Raw genomic sequence first — 22,332 nt, forward strand, 5'->3', positions numbered from 1 at the left:
CGGGAATGCTGTGTTTGCCCGGATTCCTCCATTGCAGATCATGTGACGCATTACCGACTCTTTACCTCGGCCCACCGCAACCTCCCCTGCCCTTCCGACGGTTGTCATTGCGTCCGATCAACGGACAGACCCATTTCTCATCCTGTCGAAGGAGCATCATGTCCCTCCCCCTGACCCGCCGGATCGCCCGTGCCGCGCTGCTGATCGCCGCGGGTACCGCTCCCGTGGTCGGTGCGGCCGGAGCCGCGGGTGCCGCGGAGCTCCCGCAGGCCCCGGAGCTCGGCGGTCTGACCACCGTCGACGGCGCCGGTCTCGGCAAGACGGTCGACGGCGCCTCCCAGCAGGGCGCCCAGGTGGCGGGCGACACCGGCGGGAGGATCGTCGGGACAACCCTCCCGGCCGCGACCAGGACCGTGGGCAAGGCCGGTGCCGAGACCACCCCCGCCGTGCAGAAGGCCGCGGGCGGCGCCGCGGGCAGCGCGGGCCGGCTCGTCGGCGAGGCCGCCGGTACCGCGACCAAGGGCGGCCTGCCCACCCAGGGCCTGCCGATCGGCGGCTGACCCGCACCGGCCGCCGGCCGGCACATCACATACGCGAGGGGCCTCGGAAGCGCGCACTCCCGAGGCCCCTCGCGTGCATGCCGCCGGTGTCTCAGCCCAGCCGCTTGACCGCGGCCGCCACCCGCTCGTCCGTCGCCGTGAACGCCACCCGTACGAAGTGGTCGCCGGCCGGTCCGTAGAAGTCGCCCGGCGCCACCAGGATGCCGAGCTCCGCCAGGTACGCCACGGTCTCCCAGCACGGCTCGTCGCGCGTCGCCCACAGGTAGAGGCTCGCCTCGCTGTGCTCGATCCGGAAGCCGTGCGCCTCCAGCGCGGTGCGCAGGGCCGCGCGCCGCTGCGCGTACCGGGTCCGCTGCTCGGCCACGTGCTCGTCGTCGCCGAGCGCCACGACCGTCGCCGCCTGGACCGGGGCCGGCGTCATCATGCCGCCGTGCTTGCGGATCAGCAGCAGCTCGCCGAGGACCGCCGCGTCGCCCGCGATGAAGGCCGCGCGGTAGCCGGCCAGGTTGGAGCGCTTGGAGAGCGAGTGGACGGCGACGATGCCCTCGTACGTACCGCCGCAGACGTCCGGGTGCAGCACGGAGACCGGTTCGGCCTCCCAGCCCAGCTCCAGGTAGCACTCGTCGCTGAAGACCAGCACGTCGTGCTCGCGGGCCCAGGCGACGATCCGGATCAGCTCGTCCTTGGCCAGGACGCGGCCGGTCGGGTTGGACGGCGAGTTGAGCCAGAGCAGCTTGAGCCCGGCCGGGTCCAGCTCCGTCGGGTCGTCGTAGACCACGGGCTCGGCGCCGCAGAGCCGGGCGCCCACCTCGTACGTCGGGTAGGCGAGGCGCGGGTAGGCCACCTTGTCGCCCGCGCCGAGACCGAGCTGGGTCGGCAGCCAGGCCACCAGCTCCTTGGAGCCGACGACCGGCAGGACGTTGTGGTGCGTCACCCCGACCGCGCCGAGCCGCCGCTCCACCCACCCGGTGATCGCGTCACGCAGCTCGGTGGTCCCCCACACCGTCGGATAGCCGGGGCTGTCCGCGGCGGCGACGAGCGCCTGCCTGACCAGCTCGGGCACCGGGTCGACGGGCGTGCCGACGGACAGGTCCACGATGCCGTCGGGGTGGGCCCCGGCCGTCGACTTGTAGGGCGCGAGCTTGTCCCAGGGGAAGACCGGGAGGCGGGAGGAGACTGCGGACACGGAACTCTGCTTTCTCGTACGGGGGTCACGCGGGACACGCGAGGGGTCTCGGGCCGCTCGTCACCCGGGCGTGGAAACACCTCGGTCCCGCACGGTGACGAGCCGTACGGGACCGGGGCGGCGTACGTGCTGGCCGCCGGCTACTGGTTCTGCGGCGGCAGCGCGGCGATGAACGCGTGGTCGCGCTCGATAAGGCCCAGCTTGGAGGCACCACCGGGCGACCCGAGGTCGTCGAAGAACTCGACGTTCGCCTTGTAGTAGTCCTTCCACTCCTCCGGGGTGTCGTCCTCGTAGAAGATCGCCTCGACCGGGCACACCGGCTCACAGGCTCCACAGTCGACGCATTCGTCCGGGTGGATGTACAAGGACCGCTGGCCCTCGTAGATGCAGTCGACGGGGCACTCTTCGATGCAGGCCTTGTCCTTTACGTCGACACAAGGCTGCGCGATGACGTAGGTCACGCTGTCGTTCCTCCTCGGTAGGGCGTTGGCTCTCGCGCGGGAGCGCGGCGTCGTCGATGCCCGCACCTAGTATCTCCGTTCCGGGGCACGAACCGAACAGGAGGGGCGTACAGAGCTGTGGAATTCACCATCGGCGGACAGCTCAAGGTCCGAATCACACCGGCTGACGTGGGCAAACGGGTATCAGTCCGGCGTGTGTGCGAGACGGCCCCACAAGGAGCGACGTTCACCGACACCGTAGGGGTTCTCACATCGTGGGACGACGGTGTGCTCTCGATCACACCGAAGAGCGGTGAATCGGTCCGCATCCCGGAATCGGTTCTGGTGGCGGGCAAGGTCGTGCCCGCCGCTCCGGCCCGGCGGCGCGGTCCGGCGGCCTCCTTCGAAGAGCTCGCGCCCGTCCTCGCCCGTGCCTGGCAGCCGGTGGAGAGCGAACCGCTCGGCGACTGGCGGCTGCGCGCCGCGCGGGGGTTCACCCGGCGCGCCAACTCCGTGCTGCCGCTCGGCGATCCGGGCATCCCGCTCGACGAGGCGCTCGGGCACGTCCGGCAGTGGTACGGGGAACGGGAACTGCCCGCGTACATCCAGACCTCGACCGGCGCCGAGGGCACCCAGGAGCTGCTCTGCGCGGAGCTGGAGGAGCGCGGCTGGCACCGCGAGGTGACGGCGGAGGTACGCACCGCCGGGCTCGCCCCGGTCGGCGATCTGGACGCGGACGTGTCCCGGGTGCGGCTGAGCCGGGACCTCGACGAGACCTGGCTCTCCCGCTACCAGCGCTTCGAGACCCCGGGGCCGCACGTCCTGGCGGTGCTGCGCGGTGGCCCCTCGGTGTGGTTCGCCTCGGTGCCCGGCGACGAGGAGGGCGCGGCGCCCGCCGCGATCGGGCGGTGCGTGGTGGACGGGCGCTGGGCCGGCTTCATGGCCGTCGAGGTCGATCCGGCGCACCGGCGCCGGGGGCTCGCCTCCGCCGTGATGACCGCGCTCGCCCGCAGGGCCCTGGAGGAGGGCGCCTCCGCGGCCTGGCTCCAGGTGGAGACGGACAACGAGGGGGCGCGGGCGATGTACGAGGGCATGGGGTTCGCGGTCCACCACCTCTACCACCACTTCCGGTCGGCGTGACGGGGACGGACGGACCCGATGAACCCTGAACCCGCCGGGCGCCCGGACCTGGACGAGCTGCGCCGCCGGTTCGCCGAGGAGGCGCGGGCCGAACGGCCGGACCTCGCGCTGCTCTGCCTGCTGCTGGGCGCGGTGGCCGATCCGGCGCTGGACGTGAACGGGATCGACGCGGCGCAGATCGAGCTGGACGAGCTGGCGGGCCGGCTTCCGTACGGGGTGCGGGGCGGCCGGGCGTGGGCCTCGGCGCTGGCCGAGCTGCTCGGGGAACGGTACGGCTTCGCGGGCTCGTCGGCGGACTACCAGCGGCTGGAGTCGTCGCTGCTGCACGAGGTGCTGCGCAGGCGTCGCGGGCTGCCGATCCTGCTGTCGGTGGTGTGGATCGAGGTCGCGCGGCGGGCGGGCGCCCCGGTGTACGGGGTGGCGCTGCCCGGTCATTTCGTCGTCGGGTTCGGCGATCCGGCCGAGCGGGTGCTGGCCGATCCGTTCGACGGCGGCCGGCCGATGACCGGGCAGGACGCGGAGCTACTGGTGGCCGGTGCCACCGGGGAGCCGCTGGAGGAGTCGATGCTGGTGCCCGCCCGGCCGCTGGAGATCGTGCTGCGGATCCTGAACAACATCAGGGCCTGGGCGGCGGCCCGTCCGGAGCGCACGGACGTGGCGCTGTGGGCGGTGGACCTGTCGCTGCTGCTCCCCTCGCACCCCGCCAGGCTGCGCTACGAGCGCGCCCAGCTGCTCGTGCAGAGCGGGCAGTTCCTGCGCGGGGCGGCGGAGATGGAGGAGTACGCGGACGTGGTCGACGAGGTGGAGCCCGCGGCCGCGGAGGCGATCCGCCGCCGGGCGCGGGCCGCCCGGTCGCTGCTGAACTGAGGGCGGCCCGCAGGGCGACGGGGCGGCGTGGGACCGCCGCGTGCCCCGTCGCCCTGTAGCCCTGCGGACCGGCCCTCAGGCGACCCTGCGTGCCGTGCGCAGCAGGTACTCCTTGCGGTTGAGCGGGTCGCGGTCGGTGCGCGGCCGGTCCGGGGCCGTGCCGGCGACCGCCCGGTAGGAGGCGAACTCGGACTCCAGGACCCCTTCGCCACGCGTCAGGGCCGGCAACTGCTGCTGGAGTTCATGGACGCGGGCCGCCGGGATCTCGCCCTCCAGCACACAGAGGGAACCGTGCACGGCCGGTGTCCCCGGGACGGCGCGCAGCTGGGCGAGTACGGGCAGGACCGGGCCGAGCAGCTCCGCCGGGAGTTCCAGACGGAACCGGTGGATCGGCTCGTGCACCGTGGTGCCGGCCTCCATCAGAGCGCTCATCAGGACCAGCGGGGTCAGATTCCGGAAGTCCCCCGCGGTGCTCGACATGCTCTTGTCGAAAACGGCGTGGGAATGGCTCTGGCGGGGCCAGTAACCGGAATGCGTCATGGTGACGACGCAGTCGGTGACCTGCCAGCCGTGGATGCCCTGCCGCAGGGTCTCCCCCACGGTCTCCTCCACCGCCCTCATCAGGGAGAAGGGCATCGATCCGAGCTCCACCTCCAGCCGGTAGGCGATACCGCTGCCGACCGGGGCGGGGTCGACCCTCAGACCGACGGTCGCCAGAAACGGATTCCCGCCCTGATCGATGATCTCGTACGCCGCTCCGCTGCCCTTCGGCCGTTCCAGGCAAATCGTCGTGGTCTCGCGGAAGGCGACGCCGATTCCGTATTCGTCGGCCAGCGTCGCCTGGACGACCTCCTTCTGCACTTCGCCGTAGAGCGAGACGGACACCTCTTCACGGATGTCGTCCTGCCGCAGATCGATCAGCGGGTCCTGTTCGGCGAGTTGCGCGAGCGCGAAGAGCAGTTCGCCCCGGCTCGCCGGAGGGCTGGGGACCACCACCGATTCCAGCGTCGGCGGGGCGAACCACCGGCCCGGCGGGGCCGCGTCCGGTTCGCCGACAGGGTCGCCGATCCGGATGCCGTCGAGCCCCTGGAGCTTCGCGATCCGGCCTGCCGGGACCGCCGCCCCTCGGACGGCCGAGCCCTGGTCGAAGACGCTGATCCCGGTCACCCTGCCCTCGGCGCGCCCGTCGCCCCGTCCGAACGGCAGCCGGTCGCGGATCCTCACCGTGCCGGAGAACATCCGGACGTACGCCGACTTCTCGCCGCCCGGTCCGCGCTCCACCTTGAAGACGGTGCCCGAGACCGGCCCGTCGGCATCGCCCCGGCTCGCCGGGAGCAGCTCCGTGACCCCGTGGATCAGGGCTTCCACCCCGGCCCCGGTGATCGCCGAGCCGAAGTACACCGGATGCACCGCCGCCCGCCCGGTCTGCGTCGACAGTTCCTCGCGGAGCCTGTCGTACGGGAGCGCCGCGGCGTTCTCGACGTACGCGGCCAAAAGCGCGTCGTCCTGATCGGCGAGCAGCTCGGTCAGCCGGTCGGTGAAGCCGGCGTCGGCGTGGGTGTACGGCGTGCAGCGGGCGTCGCGGCCGCCGGGAGCGTCGACCGACCCCATGGCGACGACGGCCGGGGTGAGCTTCTCGGAGATGTCCCGCAGGACGGAGTCGCACCGCGCGCCGCCGCGGTCGACCTTGTTCACGAAGATGAGCGTGGGAATGCGCAGGCGTCGCAGCGTCCGCATCAGTACGCGGGTCTGCGCCTGTACGCCCTCCACCGCGGAGACGACCAGCACGGCGCCGTCGAGCACGCTCAGCACCCGTTCCACCTCGGCGATGAAATCCGGGTGCCCGGGGGTGTCGATCAGATTGACCGTGGTGCCGTCGACGGCGAACGAGACGACGGCGGACTTGATCGTGATGCCGCGTTGCCGTTCGAGCGCCAGGGAATCGGTCCGGGTGCTGCCCTTGTCGACGCTGCCGATCTCGTCGATGACGCCGGCGGTGTGGAGCAGCCGCTCGGTCAGGCTCGTCTTACCGGCGTCGACATGCGCCAGGATTCCCAGATTCAACGTGTGCACGAAACTCCATGTCCTCAAGATCGGTGACAATTCCCGTCCGAATGAACATGTGAGTTCCTCGCATGACTCGCTCCTTCGTCGATCGAATTCCGTGGGTGAGTACAGCAGGGGATCCGGACTCTGGACAACCGATTTAACACTCGAAGGCAAGCAGGTCGATGTGACGGCGCGTCGCCGGATTCGGGTCCGTCACCGACGCGGACCCAAAGGCGCACGCACGGCAACCCAGCAGGCCGCAAAGGCCGCATCGTCCGGACCGGCACACCGCTCGTGTCATTTTTCAACTCAACTGCTCACAGGCGCTGTTGACGGCAATTCGAGGAAGTTCGAGGGGCGGGCGGCGGACGGCTCCAGGTCGGCAAACGAGTGGGACCCCGTCGCCCAAACCTCACGCGCCGCTGCGTGCAGTCCAACGGGTGATTATCGGCCAAACGCCACCCGAAGAGCCCACGGCGTAGCCCCAATGCGGCGTTTTGCATTGGCGCGAATTCGAATTCCGGCTGACGGTGGATCACGTCGCCACTGCGCCACAATGAGTCGACACCCAGTCACTCTTCGCAGTTGCGCCGGAAGGAATGTGTTCAGATGCGCTCTGCCCGCACACTGTTCGCTACGGCCGCTGTCACAGCGGTCCTCGCCATCACCGGCCCGTCCGCCTACGCCATGGCCGCGTCGGGCGACTCGGGCCAAGACAACGGTTACTCGTCCTCGCGCGGCGACGACCAAGGAAAGTCCGACCGCGGTGAGGGCCGCGGCGGCGACGAGGGAGGCCGCGGTGGAGGCCGCGGTGGAGATGAGGGTGGCCGCGGCGGCGACGAGGGCGGCCGTGGCGGCGGCCGTGGCGGCGACGAGGGCGGTCGCGGCGGCGGCTACGGCGGTCGCGGCGGCGACGAGGGTGGCCGCGGCGGCGGCCGCGGCGGCGACAGCCCCCGTGGCGGCGTCCACGCCGGCGGCGGCTTCATGGCCTCCGTGATCGCCAGTGACGACGAGGGCGGTCGCGGCGGCGGCCGTGGCGGCGACGAAGGTGGCCGCGGCGGCGACGAGGGCGGCCGTGGCGGCGGTCGCGGCGGCGACGAGGGCGGTCGCGGCGGCGACGAGGGCGGTCGCGGCGGCGGCCGTGGCGGCGACGAGGGTGGCCGCGGCGGCGGCTACGGCGGTCGCGGCGGCGACGAGGGTGGCCGCGGCGGCGGCCGTGGCGGCGACAGCCCCCGTGGCGGCGTCCACGCCGGCGGCGGCTTCATGGCCTCCGTGATCGCCAGTGACGACGAAGGCGGCCGTGGCGGCGGCCGTGGCGGCGACGAAGGTGGCCGCGGCGGCGACGAGGGCGGCCGTGGCGGCGATGAGGGTGGCCGCGGCGGCGGCCGCGGCGGCGACGAAGGTGGCCGCGGCGGCGGCTACGGCGGCCGTGGCGGCGACGAGGGCGGCTACGGCGGTCGCGGCGGCGACCGGCCCCGTGGCGGCGTCCACGCCGGTGGTGGCGGCATGGCGATGACCGGTGGCGGCCTGGCCGCCGGCTCGGCGCTGCTGCTCGGCGGTGTCGGCGTCGGTGCGTACAAGCTGCGCCGTCGCCAGTCGACCGGTGGCGCGATGGCCTGACCGGGCCAACCCTCCAGCCGGTAGTTCGGTTGTCGCGGTCGCTGCCCTTCGGGGCGGCGGCCGCGGCGCCTTCTTTTCCCCCCTGATAAGCCCCGGATAAACCCGGCCCGCGCTCCCCTCCGCCCCCTCCCCCTCCCCGCTCTCCTCCTCGACACCGCACGACCGAAAGGCACGTCCCATGGCCGCCCCGCAGTCGACCGGCTCCACCCCCACCCGGACTGCCCCCCCAACCACACTGGGCCGCGCCCTGATGTGGCCCGCCGTGACAGCCGGGCTCGGCATGGTCCTCATCTACAACTCCTTCGGCACCTCGGTCGACGACAAGCCGCCGGCCCCGCCCGCAGCCGTCGCGCCCGCCGTTCCCGAGGTCCCCGAAGTCCTCGGCTCCCATGCCGCGCCCGACCCCGTCACCTCGTCCAAGGCCACCGTCGGCCCGGCGATGTCGGCTTCCGTCCCGAAGCGGCTGCGGATCGCGACCATCGGCGTCGACGCGCCGTTCACCGACCTGTCCCTCGGCCCCACCGGCCAGCTGAACGCGCCGCCCCCCAACGACAACAACCTGGTCGGCTGGTACAAGGACGGCATCACCCCCGGCGAGCGCGGAGCCGCGATCGTGGCGGGCCACGTCGACACGATGACCGGCCCGGCCGTCTTCCTCCAGCTCCAGTACCTCAAGCCCGGCGCCAAGGTCGACATCACCCGCGCCGACGGCTCGGTGGCCACCTTCAAGGTCGACTCCGTCGAGCAGTTCAGCAAGGCGAAGTTCCCGGACGACCGGGTCTACGCCGACACCGACTCCGCCCAGCTCCGCCTGATCACCTGTGGCGGCGCGTACAACAAGACCGCGAAGGACTACGAGGCCAATGTGGTGGCCTTCGCCCACCTGGACACCTTCGAGAAGGGCTGACCACCGGCGCTCGTCGGCGGTGCGGCACAACCATCCGCCGGGCCGCGAGGTCGTACGGGGCAGTACGGAAGATGATTCCGTACTGCCCCGACTCACGCACCGAGCACCGGAGTTGATCGACGTGCCCGTCCTTTCCCAACGCCACCGGCTGGCGATCGCAACCGGAATCGCCGTGGTCGCCGGAGCCGTGGCCGCTCCCGTCGGCCACGCCGCCGCGCGGTCGTCCGCCCCGGCGGCACAGCCGCCCGCCCAGGCGGCGAGCGCGCCGAGCAGCAAGCGGCTGCGCGACGACTTCAACGGCGACGGCTACCCGGACGTGGCCGTGGGTGCCCCCATGGCCACCGTCGGCGGCTCGGAGGGTGCGGGCGCCGTGAGCGTCCTCTTCGGCGGCCCCGGCGGCCTGTCCTCCGCCCGCAAGCAGGTGCTGACCTGGCCGGACCGCTCGGGCATCAGCAACCCTGGGGACGCGCGCTACGGCACGAACCTGCGCAGCGCCGATCTGGACAACGACGGTTACGCGGATCTCGTCGGCCGCCTCTGGGGGATGTCGACGGACGGCGACAAGGGCACGGTGCTGGCCGTCAACTGGGGTGGCGCATCCGGCCTTTCGAAGAACGTCACGATCCTGAAGCCCGTCCCCGGCGAGCAGAAGGACGCCACCGGCGACCTCGATGTGGGCGACGTGGACGGTGACGGCGTCCCCGACATCGCGGTGGGCGACGTGCGGCGCGGCGGCCACGTCCTGCACGGCCCGGTCAGCCGCACCGGCCAGTGGAGCAGGGTCAGCTCCTTCACGGTCGACGGCACGGACGTCCTCGACACCTCGGAGATCGCGGTGGGTGACGTGACCGGCGACGGAGTGGGCGATCTGGTGATCCTCGGCTTCGGTCCGGGCGACCCGTGGCAGCAGCACACGTACCTGCTGAAGGGCGGCCGCACCGGTCTCGCCGCCCCGGTCGAGATCAAGGACGCGGACGGTGCGGGCGTCGGTGGTAACGCCGTGGGCATCGCCGACCTGGACAAGGACGGCCACGGGGACATCGTCATCGGGCGCGGCGACGAGTGGGCGAACGAGGACACCCCGGTGAAGAAGGGCGGCGCGCTCTTCATCTCGTACGGCGGCCCACAGGGGCAGAGCACCGGCCGCAAGCCCGTCTGGATCAACCAGGACACCGAAGGCGTCTCGGGCACGGCCGAGTACCACGACCGGATGGGCTACAGCCTGGCGCTGGGCGACACGAACGGCGACGGCTACCCCGACATCGCCGTGGGCCTGCCGAACGAGAAGATCAAGGGCATCGCCGACGCCGGCCGGGTCCTGGTGCTCAAGGGCGGCCCGAACGGCGTGAGCGGTGCGGGCTCCAAGGAGTTCGGCCAGTACACGGCCGGGGTTCCGGGGGTGGCCGAGGCGGGCGACCAGTTCGGCCAGGCCCTCTCGCTGGGCGACTACGACGGCAAGGGCCGTACGGAGATGGTGGTCGGCGCCCCGACGGAGAACAGCGGCAGGGGCGCCCTGTGGATCTTCGCTACGGATGCCTCCGGCGTCATCGCAAAGGGTTCCGTCTCGTTCGGCGCGGCCACGATCGGCGCCCCGACCGGCCCGTCCCGCTTCAGCCAGACGCTGACGCACTGACGCACTGGCGGACTGGCGGACTGGCGGACTGACGGGCTGACGGGCTGCGCGGAAGGGTGTGCGGGGGCGACGGTGCCCCCGCACACCGGCACGCCAGTCGGTCGCCCTTGACGTACGGGGACGCAGGCGGTGCAGGGTGCGACGCGACGCCCGAGGAGACCTACGTGATCGAGGCGCGGATCAGGCGGAAGCAGGAGCGCTGCGGCGGAGAGTGGTGAACGGGGCGAAGCGACCCCACGCACGCGGGATCTCCGTCAGGTGCGGACGGCAGGCAGCTTCTCCTCGACCCGTGGGGCGAGTTCGTCGAGGCCCTTGCAGAGGTCCTGCTGGGTGGGTTCGGCGTCGGAGACACCCAGGAACTCCGAGAGCTTCAGCTCGGCGGACGAGGTGCCGTCGATCTCGAAGAGCAGTGCGCAGCTGACGTCTTTGCCGGGTGTTGTGTTCCGCCAGACCCGGCGGCCGTTGACGGCCTGCCGTTCGGCGATCTTCTCCCCGGAGGAGGAGCCGAGGGCTTCCAACTCCTTGTCGGCGGACCGGTTCCGGAGCGTGAGGATCAGGACGGTGCTCGCGTCCTCGAAGAACTTCGTGCCCTCCCACATGCAGTCGCCCGACGCGGTGAGCGGCTTGGCGTCATGGAGCCGGTACTCGTCGAGTTCGTCCGCCGTGAAGAAGTCGCACGGCTTGATGTCCGCGATGCCGGAGGGCCGTGGCCCGGGCGGCTCCGGGTCGGACGAGCACGCGGAGAGCGCGCCGCACACGGTCGTCAGCGCGACGCAGGCGACCAGCAGATCCCGTCCCCTCATCCACCCACTCCTCATGACTCCCCGTGCCCCGCGGCCGTTCCACCATAGCGAACTCACCACCCTGGCCGCCGTGTTCTCGTACCGACTGCCACGGCTCCGCTCAACTGTCATTACCCGGAGGCCGACTGACGATGCGTGGCGTCTCATGGTCGTGACGCGCTAAAGCCAGCCCTTCTCGCGCGCGATGCGGACGGCCTCCGCGCGGTTGCGGGCCGCCATTTTCTGGATGGCCATGGAGAGGTAGTTGCGGACCGTTCCCTGCGAGAGGTGGAGAGCTGCGGCGATCTCCGCGTTGGTGGAGCCGTCGGCCGCCGTGCGCAGTACGTCGCGTTCGCGGTCGGTGAGGGGGCTCGCCCCGTCGGCGAGGGCCGCTGCCGCGAGGGTGGGGTCGATGACGCGTTCACCGGCGAGCACCTTCCGTACCGCCGCGGCGAGCTGGGAGGCCGGGGCGTCCTTCACCAGGAAGGCGTCGGCGCCCGATTCCATGGCCCGGCGCAGGTAGCCGGGGCGGCCGAAGGTGGTGACGACGACGACCTTCACGGCCGGGAGTTCGCGCTGCAGGACCGCCGCCGCCTCGATGCCCGTCATGCCCGGCATCTCGATGTCCAGGAGCGCCACGTCGATGTCGTGCTCGCGGGCGGCGGCCAGTACCTCGTCGCCGCGGGCGACCTGGGCCACCACCTCGATGTCGGGCTCCAGGCCGAGGAGTGCCGCGAGGGCCTCGCGCACCATGGACTGGTCCTCGGCCAGGAGAAGTCTGATCATGCTCATTCCGTGGATCCTAGGCCGGAATCGAGCGGAACACTCAAGGTCAGGGTGAAGCCTTTGCCGGAAGCGGAGACGGCGTCGCCGGCCGAGGTCCGCAGCGTGCCGTCGACCGTGGCGAGGCGTTCGCCGATGCCGGTGAGGCCGTTGCCGGGCTTGCTGCCCGAGGGGCCGACTCCGTCGTCGCGGACGGTGAGTTCGAGGAGTCTGCCGTCCAGGGTCTGGCGCGGGGCGAGGGTGACCGTGCAGTGGCGGGCCCCGCTGTGGCGTACGACGTTGGTGACGGCCTCCCGCAGCGCCCAGGCGAGCACCTCCTCCGGCTTCTCGGGGAGGCCCTCGGGGGACTCGGCCGGGACGTCGGCGGTGATGCCCGCGGCGGCGAGTGCGGTGCGGGCGCCAGCGAGTTCGCCGGGGAGGGTCGGGCGGCGGTAGCCGGTGACCGCTCCGCGTACGTCGATCAGCGCCTGGCGGCTGACCTGCTCGATGTCCGCGACCTGGGCGGCGGCCTGTTCCGGGTGGTCGGGGAGCATCCGGCCGGCCAGCTCGCTCTTGAGCGTGATCAGGGAGAGCGAGTGGCCGAGCAGATCGTGCAGATCGCGGGCGAGCCTGAGCCGTTCCTCGTTGGCGGCGAGCTGGGCGACGGTGGCGCGGGCCTCGCGCAGCTCGATCGTCGTACGGATCAGCTGCCTCACCCCCGTCATCGAGAACCCGCCCAGCAGTGCGGGAAAGGCCAGGGCGGTGATGACCTCGCGGGGGTGGCCGCCGGCCAGGCCCATGAGGACCATGACCCCCGTGACGGCGGGGATCAGCCAACGGGCCGTCCGCAGCGGCAGGGTGGCACCGACGGAGACCGCGACGTACACGAAGAGGACCAGCCACGAGGTGCCGAGCGTCAGGGTGAGGACGACGGACAGGGCGCCGAGGAAGGCGATCGCGGAGTGCACGAGACGGCTGTCCAGCGGCTTGGACGTGTGGCGGACGACCAGGACCAGATAGGCCCCGACGAAGGTCACCAGGCCGAGCGCGCCGAGCGCCGTCGCCCACGGGGTGTGGTTGCCCCCGGTCAGATCCGTGACCGGGGCGCCCATGAACGCGAGCCAGATACCGATCCAGAGCAGCTTGATCCAGACCTGCTTGCGGTTCGTGGGCGGGCGCCCGACGCCCACGGACGTCTCGTCGTCGTTCACGCCTTCAGGGTGTCCTTCCGGTAGAGCCAGGCCGCGCCGCCCGCGAAGACCAGGAAGTAGGCACAGAGGATGGCGACGTCCTTGGCGTGCGGCGAACCGCCCATCTCGATCGCCTGGCCGAGAGAAGCGTACGCGTGCGTGGGAAGCCACTCGGAAATGTTCTGGAGCCACTGCGGGAAGGTCGCGCTGGGCATCCACAGGCCGCCGAGGATGGAGAGCCCGAAGTAGATGATCATGGTGAGCGGGCGGACCGCGTCCCCGCTGGCGAGGTAGCCGATGGCGACGCCGAGCGCCGCGAAGACCAGCGAACCGGCCCAGATGACCCCGGCCAGCGCGAACCACTGCCAGGTCTCGACCCGTACGTGCTTGACGGCGGCGGCGACCAGGAAGACCACGACGATGCAGGGCAGGGTGACCGTCGCCGCGCTGGCGATCTTCGCCAGGATGTAGCCGCGGCTGGGCAGCGCGGTCAGCCGCAACTGGCGGACCCAGCCCCTCTCGCGCTCCTTGGCGATGCGTTCGCTGTTGCCCATGAGGACGGCGGTCAGCGCCCCGAAGGAGGCCATCGAGACCATGAAGAAGGCCTGGAAGGTGAGCTCGGTGTGCGGGATCCGGTCGGTGGTGTTCTGGGTGCCCGAGATGAGGAGATAGATCACCGAGGGGTAGATGACCGAGAAGAACATGAACTTCTTGTTCCGCAGGGTGCGGGTGACTTCGAGCCTGATCAGGGTATTCATGCGGTCCTGGCCTCCTCGGCCTCGGTGATGGCGACGAAGGCCTGCTCCAGGCCGAGTCCGGCGACTTCGAGTTCGCGCGGGTAGAGGCCGAGTCCGTACACGGCGTGGACGGTCGCGTCGGCGTCGTGCGACTGGATCCGGACCCGGTTGCCGGTGATGTCGAGCGCGGCGAGGAACGGCAGGCCGCGCAGGGCCGCCTCGTCGACCGGGCCCTCCAGCTCGAAGGAGATCCGGCGGGCCCCGGCCTTCGCCTTGATCTCGGCGGCGGTGCCGTCGGCGAGGAGCCGGCCCTTGTGGAGGACGAGGACGCGGTCGGCGATCGCGTCGGCCTCTTCGAGGTAGTGGGTGGCGAACAGGACGGTACGGCCCTGCCCGGCCTGTTCGCGCATGGTGGCCCAGAAGGCCTGCCGGGCGGTGACGTCCATGCCGGTGGTCGGCTCGTCGAGGACGATCAGGTCGTTGGCGCCGGCGGTGGCGAGCGCGAAACGGACGCGCTGTTCCTGGCCGCCGGAGAGCTTGTTGACCATTCGGTCGGCGATCTGCGCGATACCGGCGCGGGACAGCACCTCCGCCACCGGGAACGGCTTGGGGTGCAGGTCGCAGGCGAGGCCGACCAGTTCCTTGACCGTGACGTCCTCCATCAGGCCGCCGGTCTGGAGCATCGCGCCGACCCGGCCCGCGGCGATGGCGTTCTGCGGGGTCGTGTCGAACACCCGGACCGAACCGGCGTCGGCGGTGCGCAGGCCCAGCAGCAGATCCAGGGTGGAGGACTTCCCGGCGCCGTTGGGGCCGAGGAGCGCCACGGTCTCGCCGGGGTGCAGGTCGAGGGTGAGCCCGTCGACGGCGCGTACCGCTCCGTACGCCTTGCTGACCTGATCGAAGCGGACCGCGGCGGTCTTCGCCCCGGTGGCCTCGGCGGTTGTCGTTGTCATGCGTCAAGCGTGGCCGAGGAGGGGGTGGCCGCGGCAGGGCCGCCGGTCGTGGAAACGGGATGACAGATGTCATGCGGTGCGCATGACTCCGCGGCCGCCGGCGCGGTCCGGGGCATCGTCCGGATACGGCGCCGCCCCCGGCCGGGGGTCCGGTCGGGGGCGGGCGTGCGGTGCGGTGCGCCGGGTCCTGCGGTCAGCCGTTGCCGCCGAGGTCGATGACCACGGTCCGCTCGGCAGGGGTCTTGCCGAGCAGTGCGCTCTGCATGGCGTGTGCCACGTCGTCCGCGCTGAGCTGGTGCTTCTTGCCGTCGCCCTTGGTGATCATGATGCCGTCGAAGACGCCGTCGCAGAGGGTGTCGATGGCCTTCTTGTCGTAGTGCGGGACCAGCTTGCCCTCGACCGGCACCATCGAGAGGATCTGCGGCAGCGACCTGGCCGGGCCGAACTGGATCTGCTTGGCGCCGGCCTTGATGGTGATCAGGCCGGACATCGCAGGCTTCGCGAACTCCTTCATCGCCCGGTCCAGTTCGGCCTGGGTGATGGTGGGTTCGCTGGTGGTGACGGGCAGTTGGACGACCTTCGTCCGGCCGGTCTGCACCTGGGCGCGGTACGCGTCGCGCACCGAGGTCATCGACTGGTTGACGTCCAGCGTCTTGCCCGACTTCCCGGGTACGGCGACGGCCTTGCCCGGCTCGAACTTGATCGTGCCGTCGTTGGCCGAGCCCGAGACGCCCGCCAGGTCCGTCAGTGCGACGCCGAGCTTCTCCTTGTCGACCGGGATCACCGGGTCGACGGCGCGCTTGCCGCCGAAGAGCGAGCCGATGACGGAGACCGGGTTGTAGTCGCTGCCCGCCGCCGAGCGCACGGTCTCCTGGCTGTCCAGGGCGAGCCCGGCCTTGTCCGGTGCGAGCTCGGTCTTCCTGCCGTCCACCGAGAGCTGGAGCGGGGTCGCGGCACGCTTGCCGAGGGCGGCGTCCAGCTTGGTGACGCCCTCTTCCTTCGTGCCGCCGCCGATGTCGACGCCGAGGACGGTGGTGCCCTTGGGCACGTCGGAGTGGTTCATCAGCAGCCCGGCGCCGTAGGCGACACCGAGCAGCACGACGACACCGGCGCCGAGGAGGACCAGCTTGGAGCGGCCCTGCTTCTTCGCGGGCGCGGGCGCCGGTTCGGGACGCGGGGCGGGAGCCGGCGACGCGGCGGCGGGACCGCCGGGTCCGGCCGGTCCGGTGCCCATCGGGTCGGCCGGGCCGCGGGGCGCCGTTCCGGAGCCGTCCGCACCGGGCGTGCCCGGGAACAGGGACGGCGCCCGGAACTCCGGCGGAACGACGGGGATGCCGCTGGTGAGCGTGTCCCCGGAGACGTTGCCGCCGGGACCGGAGGCGGCCGGGGCCGGGGCCGGGGCCGCGAACTGCGGCGTCAGCACCGCGGTGTCGTCGGACATCCGCGGCGGGCCGTCGGGGCCGGAACCGGAGCCCGTCGGGCCGGAGCCCATGGGGCCCTGGCCGCCCGGTCCGCCGAGGTTCGGCGTGAGGGACGAAGTACCGGTGACCGGGCCCGTGGTGGGTCCGGCGGGGCCGGGGGTACGCACGCCGAGGTTCGGCGTCGGACGCGAGCCGCCGGACGCGGGGCCACCGGTCCCGAAGTCGTCGGGGCGAGGGGCGCCCTGGTCGCCGCCGCGCTGCGGACCGTCCGAGAAGTACGGCAGATCGGCACGGGGCGGCGTGGGTGCGGCACCTCCAGCGTCTCCGACGCCACCGGCCGTACCGCCACCTGCCGTACCGCCGCCGGGCGCACCGCCACCGGCGACCGAGGTGTTCGTGGGGGCCTTGCGCGGGGCGAACCAGTCGCTGCCGCTCTTCTCCCTGGCCGGCTTGTCGGCAGCCGGTTCCGCGCTCGCGGAATCGGTCCGGGCCTCGGCAGCCGACGGGGCGTCGGACGCGCCCGGCGCACCGTCCGCCGCGGGCGAACCGGGGCGCGGAATGCTGCCGGTGCGCTCGGCGTCGGGGTTGTCGGTGTCGCCCACGGGCGTGCGCATGACGACGGGCGGGATGGGACGCGAGCCCGGAATGTTGATCCGGATACGCGTCGTCAGGGTCGTCTCGGTCCTCGGCTCCTCGGACTGGGACGGGTCCGCAGGCTCCGGGGCCCCCGCCGGGGCATCCTGCGAGGGGTGCAGCGACGGATACTGGCGGGATCCGTACGGCGGCGTCCCCGAGGGGTACGCGGCTCCTCCGCGCCCCTGGGGCCCGGAGGACGAACTGTCAGTTTCACGACTCAAAGCAGGTTCTCCCGATTGGCTCCGCCGCCCGTACTTCCCCCATGCCGCAGGCCAGGGGACGGCTCGGCGCGCGAACCACCATACTGGGCGCCGCCGGCGCACACCCCGCGACCGGGGGAAACGGCCGTGCGGACACCGGACGGACAAGGGGCATTACGGGATCGGACGTGGCACATTACTTGCCAGGTCGGCCACTGTCGGCGCCCTGTTGGGGCGACCGCGACATGGTGGCACAGATCACAGCGACAGCCATCCCGCCCAGCATGAAAAGAGTCAGGCCCAGTTCATCGCCGAAGACATAGTCGCCTTCCGGGCGTCCACCCAGCAGAACGACGATCGAAATCAGCCATCCCGCGGCGGGCGCCAGGGCGCCGAGCTGGGTGCCGAAGAGGAGGCGTCCGCCGTGGAAGAGCCCGGCGGCGGCCAGCAGCGCGAGCAGCAATCCGGCGGGGAACCAGGCGGCTTGGACGAGTGCCCCGGCGAGCCCCACGAGCGCGCCCAGCACTGCGAGGCCCGCATAGGCGGCGATCCGCCCGGGGTTGAGGGGCGCGGCGAGGCCGGTGGGCGCGCCGCCCCCGGCGGCGTTCGAGGGGCGCGGTGCGCGCTGCTTGCCGCCGCTCATCGCTCCGCTCCCGCCACGCCCGCGAACAGGTCGTCCTCCCGGGCCCCCCGGGGGGCTCCGGAATCGCCGCGCACCAACTCGTAGTACTCGGTGGTGAAGAGGGGCTGGCCGAGGTCGTTGGAGAGGGCGAAGAAGGGACCGTCCACGGAGATCTGGGTGGCGTGGGCCCGCATCGCGGTGCTCTTGGCGGCGGCGTGGGCCGTTCCGTCGATCTGCGCGGTGATCCTGGCGTCGTCGACCACGCCCGGTACGTCATCGATGGCGGCGATGGAGGGGAAGGCGTCCGGCGCCGTCTCCCGGAGGCGGGCGAAGCCCTCCTCGGCGACCGTGCGGGGCACCCGGTTCCAGTAGATCTTGGCGATGGTGTGCGGGGCGTCGGACCCGGTGCGGTACCCGGGATCGGCGGCGAGCTCGGCTGCGCGCATCGCGACGCGGTGGGCCTGGATGTGGTCGGGGTGTCCGTAGCCGCCGTCGGGGTCGTAGGTGACCAGGACCTGCGGGCGCACCGAGCGGATCACCTCCACCAGGTGCCCGGCGGCTTCGTCCACGTCGGCGGCCCAGAAGGCGCCGGGGCGGTGGTTCTGCTCGGCGCCCATCATTCCGGAGTCGCGGAAGCGTCCGGGCCCGCCCAGGAGCCGGTGGTCGGTGACCCCCAGCTCCTTCATCGCCGCGTCGAGCTCGCCCCGGCGGTACGGGCCCAGGGTGTCGTCCCGGTCGGCCGCGAGATGGGCGAGCGAGGGCGGGATGACCTCGCCCTCCTCGCCGAGCGTGCAGGTCACCAGGGTGACCTGGGCACCCTCGGCCGCGTACTTGGCCATGGTGGCGCCGTTGTTGATCGACTCGTCGTCGGGGTGCGCGTGCACCAGGAGGAGACGCCGGGCGGGATGGTCCGTCATGGGGACCACCCTACGAGCCGGGCGCACCGATCACCGCCCGCGTCACCACCGCACCCCGCACACCGACCACCGCGCACCGACCGCCGACGGGCCGGGCCTCAGAACTTGAGGCTTCCGATCATGCCCGCCACATTCGTGGTCAGGTTCGAGATGCTCGGCGCGATCGACGAGCTGGCGAGATAGAAACCGAGCAGTGCGCAGACCACCGCATGTCCGCCCTTCAGTCCGGATTTCCGGATCAGCAGGAAGACGACGATCGCCAGCAGCACCACCGCCGAAATCGAGAGTGCCACGGCGGTTCACCTCCATCAGTACGGTCGGGACGGGCAGCACACATGGAGCCAGCAGGTTCATACCCACCGAGCGCTACGGATCATAACTATCCGTCGTAACGCATTGATCGGGGCACAGCAGCACGAGGGGCGCACGACCGGGCGGTCGGGGACTAGGTTCGATGCATGACTTCGCAGAAGATCTCCTTTCCCCGTCAGCACGCCAGGACGATGCGGTTCACCCTCGGCGCCCCTCGGTCGTTCACCGTTTCACCCGACGGGGAGCGGGTGATCTTCCTGCGCTCGGGCTCCGGGACGGACCGTTCGGGCCGGTTGTGGGTCCTCGACCTGCCGAAGGACGGAGCGCCCCGGGAGCGCGTGGTCGCCGATCCCCAGGCCCTGCTGGGGGGTTCGGCGGAGCGGCTGTCGGCGCAGGAGCGGGCCCGGCGCGAGCGCAGCCGAGAGGGGTCGTCGGGGATCGTCGGCTACGCGGTCGACGCGGCGGCCGAGTTGGCCGCCTTCGCGCTCTCCGGGAAGGTGTACGTCGCCGAACTGCGGGCGGGTACGGCCCGCGCGCTGCCGGTGCCGGGCCCGGTGATCGACCCCCGGCCGTCACCGGACGGACGACACATCGCATATGTGTCCAAGGGTGCACTGCGGGTCGTGGGCGCGGAGGGCGACGGCGACCGGGCGCTCGCCGAGCCGGACGGGGACGATGTCTCGTACGGTCTCGCGGAGTTCATCGCGGCCGAGGAGATGCAGCGCTCGCGCGGCTTCTGGTGGTCGCCGGATTCGGACCGGCTGCTGGTCGCCCGGGTCGACAACGCCCCCGTGCAGCGGTGGTGGATCGCGGACCCCGCGCACCCGGACCTCAGGCCCGCCGAGGTCGCCTACCCGGCGGCCGGGACGCCCAACGCCGACGTGCGGCTCTTCGTGCTGGGCCTGGACGGCGCCCGCACCGAAGTGGTCTGGGACCGGGCGCGCCACCCCTATCTGGCGCAGGTGCACTGGTCGTCGCAGGGGGCGCCGCTGCTGCTGGTGCAGTCCCGCGACCAGCAGAGTCATCTCTTCCTCGCGGTGGACCCGGAGACCGGTTCGACGCGGACGGTGCATGCCGACGAGGACCCGGTTTGGCTGGAAATCTTTCCCGGGGTGCCCGCCTGGGCGCCGGACGGCCGACTCGTGCGGATCGCGGACGAGGGCGGGGCGCGGGTGCTCGCGGTCGGCGACCGGCTGCTGACCGGAGCGCAGTTGCAGCTCCAGGCGGTGCTGGACATCGGCGAGTCGGACATCCTGATCTCGGCCACGGCCGGTGAGGAGGCGGCCGAGCCGGAGCTCGGCGAGACCCATGTCTACCGGGTCAACGAACTGGGCGTGGAACGAGTGTCCGAAGGGGCCGGGGTGCACTCGGCGGTCCGCGCGGGCGGGGTGACGGTGCTGGTCACCCACTCCCTGGACCGGCCGGGGGCCCTGGTCGAGGTGGTCCGGGACGGCAAGCGGATCGCGACCGTGACGAGCCATGCGCAGGAGCCGGTCCTCTCCGCCCGGGTCCACCTCACCGAGGGGGGCGCACGGCGAATTCCGTGCGCCGTGCTGCTCCCCGAGGGGTACAAGGAGTCGGACGGTCCGCTTCCGGTACTGATGGATCCGTACGGCGGACCGCACGGCCGCCGGGTGGTCGCCGCGCACAATCCGCATCTGACGTCGCAGTGGTTCGCGAACCAGGGCTTCGCGGTCGTGGTCGCGGACGGCCGGGGCACACCGGGTCGTTCGCCCGGCTGGGAGAAGTCGGTCAAGAACAACCTGGCGCTCTCCATGGACGACCAGGTCGAGGCCCTGCACGCCCTCGCGGACCGGTTCCCGCTGGACCTCGGCAAGGTCGCGATCCGCGGCTGGTCGTTCGGCGGATATCTGGCCGCCCTGGCCGTGACCCGCCGGCCCGACGTCTTCCACGCGGCGGTGGTCGGCGCCCCGGTGACCGACCAGCGGCTGTACGACACCCACTACACCGAGCGTTATCTCGGCGACCCGGCGAAGCAGCCCGAGGTGTACGCGCACAACTCGGTGATCACCGACGAGGGGCTCTCGGAGGCCGCCGAGCAGGTGCGGCCGATGATGATCGTCCACGGCCTCGCGGACGACAACGTGGTGGTCGCGCACTCGCTCAGGTTCTCGTCGGCGCTGCTCTCGGCCGGACGCCCGCACGAGGTGCTGCCGCTCAGCGGGGTGACGCACATGACCCCGCAGGAGCAGGTGGCGGAGAATCTGCTGCTGCTCCAGGTCGACTTCCTGAAGCGGTCGTTGGGGCTGCTCGGCTGAGAGCCTGTCGGGTGACCTCTGATCGGGCGGTCACCCGGCAGCCTCTGAGCCGTCGCCCTCCCCGTCACCAGCCGGGCGGCGGCTGGGACGGGGGCGGCGGCCCGAAGACGCCGGGGCGCGGATAGCCGTACCCCTGCCCGTAGCCCTGGTCGGGCAGCGGCGGGGGTGCGGCCGGGCCCGGCCGGGCCAGCGCCAGCAGCACCACGACGCCGACGAACACCTCGAAGAACCCGGTCGCCACGGTGAGCTGGGCCTCGACCGGCAGATCGGCGAAGTGCTCCAGCAGCTCTTCGTGCACCGACCGGGCCACGCCCACCCCGCCGCCGCCCAGCAGCAGCGCGGCGGCGATCAGGCCGAACGGGCGCGCGTGCACGGCGCGCGGCAGCCCGCTCACCCCGGCGAACAGGCAGAGCAGCGCCAGGACGGCCGTGAACCAGCCGGGCGGCGGGTCGGTCAGTCCCTGGAAGATCTTGTCCCCGCCCAGGAACCAGTCGGGGTAGATGTACGGGATCCGCACCGCCTGACGGATCTCCCAGGCGATCGTGACCGCTCCCGCCGCGCCGAGGCAGAGGAAGGCGATCACCCCCGCGCCCTGTCCGGGCCGGGCCGGGGCGTCTTCGGAGAAGTCGTGCGGTGCCCGGCGGCCGGCCGCCGGGCACCGGCGGCCGGCCGCCGCGGTGATGATCAGCGCGATGCCCGCCGCGAGCGACGCGAAGGCGCAGAGCAGGGCGCGGGTGCGCAGGTCGTCGACGAACCGGCCGTCCATCCGGGGCTCGCCGATGTTCCAGAGTCCGGGCAGCCGTACCACGATCGTGAGCACACCGGTGGCGACCAGCGTGGCGGCGGCCACCGAGGACCGCAGGGACGCGACGGCCGCGGCGACGTACACCGCGAACAGCACCACGTCGTACGGCGAAGTGGCCGGGTTCAGCGTTATCTGCGCGTCGCGATAGCCGGCCCAGTAGTGCCACAACCGCTCGATGCCGTCGGCCGCCCTGACGTCCCGTACGACCCAGCCCGCGACGATCAACGCGAGCACGGCGCAGAGAACGGCACCTGTGACCCTTGCCCCCCGAGTGAGTATCACCCGAGCGATACTTCACCGTCCCCGCCCGCCGG

Annotated in this window: 20 protein-coding genes; 6 read left to right on the top strand and 14 right to left on the bottom strand. The window is 72.1% G+C overall.

Annotated features, from left to right (window positions below):
* Positions 1–158 precede the first annotated feature (158 nt).
* A complete protein-coding gene (locus tag OG842_RS13760; RefSeq protein ID WP_266729888.1) occupies positions 159–560 on the top strand; it encodes an ATP-binding protein in 402 nt (133 codons plus the stop codon).
* Positions 561–651: 91 nt separating this feature from the next.
* Here OG842_RS13760 and dapC read toward each other — a convergent pair whose 3' ends face one another.
* Positions 652–1,746, bottom strand: a complete 1,095-nt coding sequence (gene dapC / locus OG842_RS13765; protein ID WP_266729889.1) for a succinyldiaminopimelate transaminase — start codon at positions 1,744–1,746, stop codon at positions 652–654.
* A 140-nt stretch (positions 1,747–1,886) separates the two neighbouring features.
* Positions 1,887–2,207, bottom strand: coding sequence for a ferredoxin (fdxA, locus tag OG842_RS13770; protein WP_018956287.1), 321 nt, complete (start codon positions 2,205–2,207; stop codon positions 1,887–1,889).
* Between the two features lie 117 nt (positions 2,208–2,324).
* Here fdxA and OG842_RS13775 point away from each other — a divergent pair, with 117 nt between their 5' ends.
* Positions 2,325–3,326, top strand: coding sequence for a GNAT family N-acetyltransferase (locus tag OG842_RS13775; protein ID WP_266729890.1), 1,002 nt, complete (start codon positions 2,325–2,327; stop codon positions 3,324–3,326).
* An 18-nt stretch (positions 3,327–3,344) separates the two neighbouring features.
* A complete protein-coding gene (locus OG842_RS13780; protein ID WP_266729891.1) occupies positions 3,345–4,193 on the top strand; it encodes a transglutaminase-like domain-containing protein in 849 nt (282 codons plus the stop codon).
* 75 nt (positions 4,194–4,268) lie between these two features.
* Here OG842_RS13780 and OG842_RS13785 read toward each other — a convergent pair whose 3' ends face one another.
* Positions 4,269–6,266 (bottom strand): elongation factor G, encoded by a 1,998-nt coding sequence (locus tag OG842_RS13785; protein WP_266729892.1) that lies wholly within the window; start codon positions 6,264–6,266, stop codon positions 4,269–4,271.
* Positions 6,267–6,686: 420 nt separating this feature from the next.
* Positions 6,687–7,733: a hypothetical protein gene (locus OG842_RS13790; protein ID WP_266729893.1), complete on the bottom strand. Its 1,047-nt coding sequence runs from the start codon at positions 7,731–7,733 to the stop codon at positions 6,687–6,689.
* A 307-nt stretch (positions 7,734–8,040) separates the two neighbouring features.
* Here OG842_RS13790 and OG842_RS13795 point away from each other — a divergent pair, with 307 nt between their 5' ends.
* Complete coding sequence (locus OG842_RS13795; RefSeq protein ID WP_266729894.1) at positions 8,041–8,769, top strand: class F sortase; 729 nt, start codon at positions 8,041–8,043, stop codon at positions 8,767–8,769.
* A gap of 121 nt (positions 8,770–8,890) precedes the next feature.
* Entirely contained in the window at positions 8,891–10,402 is a 1,512-nt protein-coding gene (locus OG842_RS13800) for an FG-GAP-like repeat-containing protein (protein ID WP_266729895.1), read from the top strand.
* 254 nt (positions 10,403–10,656) lie between these two features.
* On the opposite strand, the gene OG842_RS13805 is transcribed toward OG842_RS13800, so the two are convergent.
* The 9 genes from OG842_RS13805 to OG842_RS13845 form a co-directional block, all read right to left on the bottom strand.
* Positions 10,657–11,205 (bottom strand): hypothetical protein, encoded by a 549-nt coding sequence (locus OG842_RS13805; RefSeq protein ID WP_266729896.1) that lies wholly within the window; start codon positions 11,203–11,205, stop codon positions 10,657–10,659.
* Between the two features lie 159 nt (positions 11,206–11,364).
* Positions 11,365–11,976: a response regulator transcription factor gene (locus tag OG842_RS13810; protein ID WP_266729897.1), complete on the bottom strand. Its 612-nt coding sequence runs from the start codon at positions 11,974–11,976 to the stop codon at positions 11,365–11,367.
* On the bottom strand, positions 11,973–13,157 hold the full coding sequence (locus OG842_RS13815) for a sensor histidine kinase (RefSeq protein ID WP_266729898.1): 1,185 nt from the start codon (positions 13,155–13,157) through the stop codon (positions 11,973–11,975). The genes OG842_RS13810 and OG842_RS13815 overlap by 4 nt, the downstream gene beginning before the upstream one ends.
* Positions 13,154–13,894: an ABC transporter permease gene (locus tag OG842_RS13820; RefSeq protein ID WP_266729899.1), complete on the bottom strand. Its 741-nt coding sequence runs from the start codon at positions 13,892–13,894 to the stop codon at positions 13,154–13,156. Before OG842_RS13820 ends, OG842_RS13815 begins: the two co-directional genes overlap by 4 nt.
* A complete protein-coding gene (locus OG842_RS13825; protein WP_266729900.1) occupies positions 13,891–14,826 on the bottom strand; it encodes an ABC transporter ATP-binding protein in 936 nt (311 codons plus the stop codon). The genes OG842_RS13820 and OG842_RS13825 overlap by 4 nt, the downstream gene beginning before the upstream one ends.
* A 193-nt stretch (positions 14,827–15,019) precedes the next feature.
* Positions 15,020–17,104: a hypothetical protein gene (locus tag OG842_RS13830; protein ID WP_443063980.1), complete on the bottom strand. Its 2,085-nt coding sequence runs from the start codon at positions 17,102–17,104 to the stop codon at positions 15,020–15,022.
* A 175-nt stretch (positions 17,105–17,279) separates the two neighbouring features.
* A complete protein-coding gene (locus OG842_RS13835) occupies positions 17,280–17,726 on the bottom strand; it encodes a DUF6113 family protein (RefSeq protein WP_266729902.1) in 447 nt (148 codons plus the stop codon).
* Positions 17,723–18,622, bottom strand: a complete 900-nt coding sequence (mshB, locus tag OG842_RS13840; protein ID WP_266729903.1) for an N-acetyl-1-D-myo-inositol-2-amino-2-deoxy-alpha-D-glucopyranoside deacetylase — start codon at positions 18,620–18,622, stop codon at positions 17,723–17,725. The genes OG842_RS13835 and mshB overlap by 4 nt, the downstream gene beginning before the upstream one ends.
* A gap of 98 nt (positions 18,623–18,720) precedes the next feature.
* Positions 18,721–18,915, bottom strand: a complete 195-nt coding sequence (locus OG842_RS13845) for a hypothetical protein (RefSeq protein ID WP_093896879.1) — start codon at positions 18,913–18,915, stop codon at positions 18,721–18,723.
* A 165-nt stretch (positions 18,916–19,080) separates the two neighbouring features.
* Between OG842_RS13845 and OG842_RS13850 the strand changes: the two genes are divergently transcribed.
* Positions 19,081–21,213: a prolyl oligopeptidase family serine peptidase gene (locus OG842_RS13850; protein WP_266729904.1), complete on the top strand. Its 2,133-nt coding sequence runs from the start codon at positions 19,081–19,083 to the stop codon at positions 21,211–21,213.
* 64 nt (positions 21,214–21,277) lie between these two features.
* Here OG842_RS13850 and OG842_RS13855 read toward each other — a convergent pair whose 3' ends face one another.
* The gene (locus OG842_RS13855) at positions 21,278–22,252 is read right to left on the bottom strand and encodes a hypothetical protein (RefSeq protein WP_266729905.1); all 975 of its coding nucleotides are present in this window, start codon (positions 22,250–22,252) and stop codon (positions 21,278–21,280) included.
* Positions 22,253–22,332: the final 80 nt, after the last annotated feature.

It is taken from the genome of Streptomyces sp. NBC_00376 (assembly GCF_036077095.1).
Lineage (GTDB): Bacteria > Actinomycetota > Actinomycetes > Streptomycetales > Streptomycetaceae > Streptomyces.

Excerpts from the sequence above, each read along its gene's own strand:
- OG842_RS13760 (WP_266729888.1), top strand. The coding sequence starts at position 159 with ATGTCCCTCCCCCTGACCCGCCGGATCGCCCGTGCCGCGCTGCTGATC.
- OG842_RS13780 (WP_266729891.1), top strand. The coding sequence starts at position 3,345 with ATGAACCCTGAACCCGCCGGGCGCCCGGACCTGGACGAGCTGCGCCGC.
- OG842_RS13795 (WP_266729894.1), top strand. The coding sequence starts at position 8,041 with ATGGCCGCCCCGCAGTCGACCGGCTCCACCCCCACCCGGACTGCCCCC.
- OG842_RS13805 (WP_266729896.1), bottom strand. The coding sequence starts at position 11,205 with ATGAGGGGACGGGATCTGCTGGTCGCCTGCGTCGCGCTGACGACCGTG.
- OG842_RS13810 (WP_266729897.1), bottom strand. The coding sequence starts at position 11,976 with ATGAGCATGATCAGACTTCTCCTGGCCGAGGACCAGTCCATGGTGCGC.
- OG842_RS13820 (WP_266729899.1), bottom strand. The coding sequence starts at position 13,894 with ATGAATACCCTGATCAGGCTCGAAGTCACCCGCACCCTGCGGAACAAG.
- OG842_RS13825 (WP_266729900.1), bottom strand. The coding sequence starts at position 14,826 with ATGACAACGACAACCGCCGAGGCCACCGGGGCGAAGACCGCCGCGGTC.
- OG842_RS13835 (WP_266729902.1), bottom strand. The coding sequence starts at position 17,726 with ATGAGCGGCGGCAAGCAGCGCGCACCGCGCCCCTCGAACGCCGCCGGG.
- mshB (WP_266729903.1), bottom strand. The coding sequence starts at position 18,622 with ATGACGGACCATCCCGCCCGGCGTCTCCTCCTGGTGCACGCGCACCCC.
- OG842_RS13850 (WP_266729904.1), top strand. The coding sequence starts at position 19,081 with ATGACTTCGCAGAAGATCTCCTTTCCCCGTCAGCACGCCAGGACGATG.